General features: G+C 39.7%; 1 protein-coding gene. It reads left to right on the top strand.

From position 1 onward, the window contains the following. Positions 1-362: 362 nt before the first annotated feature. Positions 363-2,460 (top strand): polyribonucleotide nucleotidyltransferase (gene pnp / locus M901_RS02335; protein ID WP_021276553.1); only part of this gene is annotated, 2,098 nt, incomplete at its 3' end.

The following is a 2,460-nucleotide window of genomic DNA, read 5'->3' as shown; positions in this document are numbered from 1 at the left end:
GATATTTCCCCATTTGCCAACCTTAACCCAAAATCACCCACATATGGCCTAAAACTCACTTACCACTTCTGAGGTACCAGTATCTTTTTCTCATGAGACTTGCGTCAAATAACGCGGACCTCATAAGAAAAAGATACTGGTACCTAGTAAGGAATAAGCTTTCAATTCTATGTTTAATTGGATAAAATTAAAGGGATTTAAAATAGGTCGGATGAATTTAAAGGATTTTTGAATAGAAGACCATGGATTTGAGAGTTCTTCTATTGAAACATTCTTTGGATTCCCACCTAATTTGAAATCAATTTTATATTAATATTTTTGACTCAGATCATTCTGGATCTGGAGTCTATTGGAGTATGTTTATGTTAAACAACAGAAAAGAGTTTAAGTACAACTTTGGTGGTAAGGAAGTTACCATCGAAACTGGTCGTATGGCCAAACAAGCCGATGGTTCGGTTTTAATTTCATCTGGTGGAACACAAGTTCTCGTAACTGTTTGTTCTGCAACACAGGTAAAAGATGGACAAGATTTCTTCCCTCTACTTGTTGAGTATACGGAGAAGTTCTATTCAGCAGGGAAGTTCCTTGGTGGATATATGAAGAGAGAGGCAAGACCTTCTGTAGGTGAAACTCTTAACGCAAGACTTATCGACAGACCACTAAGACCTCTATTTCCAGAGGGATATATGTTTGACACTGTAGTTTCTTGTACAGTTCTTTCATATGGTGAAGAAGGGGACCCTGAGATTCTAGCATCAATCGGTGCTTCAGCGGCCCTAACGATTTCTGATATCCCATTTGCTGGACCGATTGCTGCTTGTAAGGTTGCAAGAATCGATGGTGAGTATGTTATCAACCCATCTCTAACAGAATGGGAAAAGTCTGATCTTGAAATTGCTGTTGCAGCAAGTGAAGATGCGATTCTTATGGTTGAAGGTGAGGCCCATGTTGTTCCTGAGCAAGACGTTCTTGGAGCGATCTTCTTTGGACACGATGAAATCAAAGGTTTCGTTAAGTTCCTAAAAGATATTCAAAAAGAAGTTGGTGTTGAAAAGAGAGAATTTATTCCTGCAACTCCAAACGCAACTCTTATGGAAACTGTTAAGAAAGAGTTCACAGCTGACGCTAGAGAAACTCTAACAATTACAGATAAAATCCTTAGACAAAAAGCTGTTAAAGCACTTGAGAAGAAAGTGGCCGCTGCTATGGAAGCTAACCCATCTGCCTTTGCTCTTGAAGAAGGAGCAGCATTTGGTAAAGAAGCTTACAAAGGTGTTGATGAGCTAATGTATGAACTTCTTAGAGGTGATCTTCTTAACGAAGATAAGCGTATTGCTGGTCGTGCTCTTAATGCTGTTAGAGCAATTGAGACTGAAACAGATATTCTAAAGACACCACACGGTTCATCTCTTTTTACAAGAGGTGAGACTCAGGTTATGGCAACTGTTACTCTTGGTGGAAGTACTGGAACTCAAACAGTTGATAGAATCATGGGGAAAACTGAAGATAGCTTCTACCTACACTATAACTTCCCTCCATATTCAGTTGGTGAAGCAAGAGGTGTAAGAGGTGTTGGACGTCGTGAACTTGGTCACGGAAATCTTGCAGAAAGAGCACTTAAGTCAGTTGTTCCAACAGACTTCCCTTATACAACAAGAGTTGTTTGTGAGGTTCTAGAGTCGAATGGTTCTTCTTCAATGGGTTCTGTTTGTTCTGGTTCAATGGCCCTTATGGATGCTGGTGTTCCAATTAAAGCTCCTGTTGCAGGGATTGCAATGGGTCTAGTAACAGATGGTGAGAGATTTAAAATTCTTACAGATATTCTAGGTGATGAAGACCACCTAGGTGATATGGACTTTAAAGTTGCTGGTACTGCTGAAGGTATTACTGCAATTCAAATGGATATCAAGATTACGGGTCTAACTCGTGAGATCGTAGAAGCTTCAATGGAGCAAGCAAAAGAAGGTCGTCTTCATATTCTTGAAGAAATGGCGAAGACAATCTCTACTCACAGACAAGTGATGAAAGACGGTGTTCCTGTGATGAAGTCGATGCAAATTCCTGTTGATAAAATCGGAGCTCTTATTGGTCCAGGTGGTAAGAATATTAAGAAGCTTCAAGAGTCTTATGAACTTACAATTGAGATTGAAGAAGATGGAACAACTAAGTTCATCTCAACTAATCAAGAGAATATTGATAAGTGTATGGAGCTTGTTGGACTACAAATTAATGGTCCAGCTGTAGGTACTACTTACTCTGCAACTGTAGCGACAATTAAAGAATACGGTGCATTCGTTGATATCGCTGATGGTGTTGGTGGTCTTGTGCACATCTCTGAGCTTGCTGAAGAAAGAGTAAGAGATGCTGGAGACTATGTTTCTGAAGGTGATACTATTCAAGTTAAGGTTCTTGAAATCGATAGAATGGGAAGAGTTAAGCTTTCTGCAAAAGCTGCTGAAG

The sequence above is a fragment of the Bacteriovorax sp. DB6_IX genome (assembly GCF_000447775.1).
In the GTDB taxonomy this organism is placed as follows: Bacteria; Bdellovibrionota; Bacteriovoracia; order Bacteriovoracales; family Bacteriovoracaceae; genus Halobacteriovorax_A.
The sequence above is the reverse complement of the archived record's forward strand: the minus strand, read 5'-3'. Positions and strand labels throughout refer to the sequence as shown.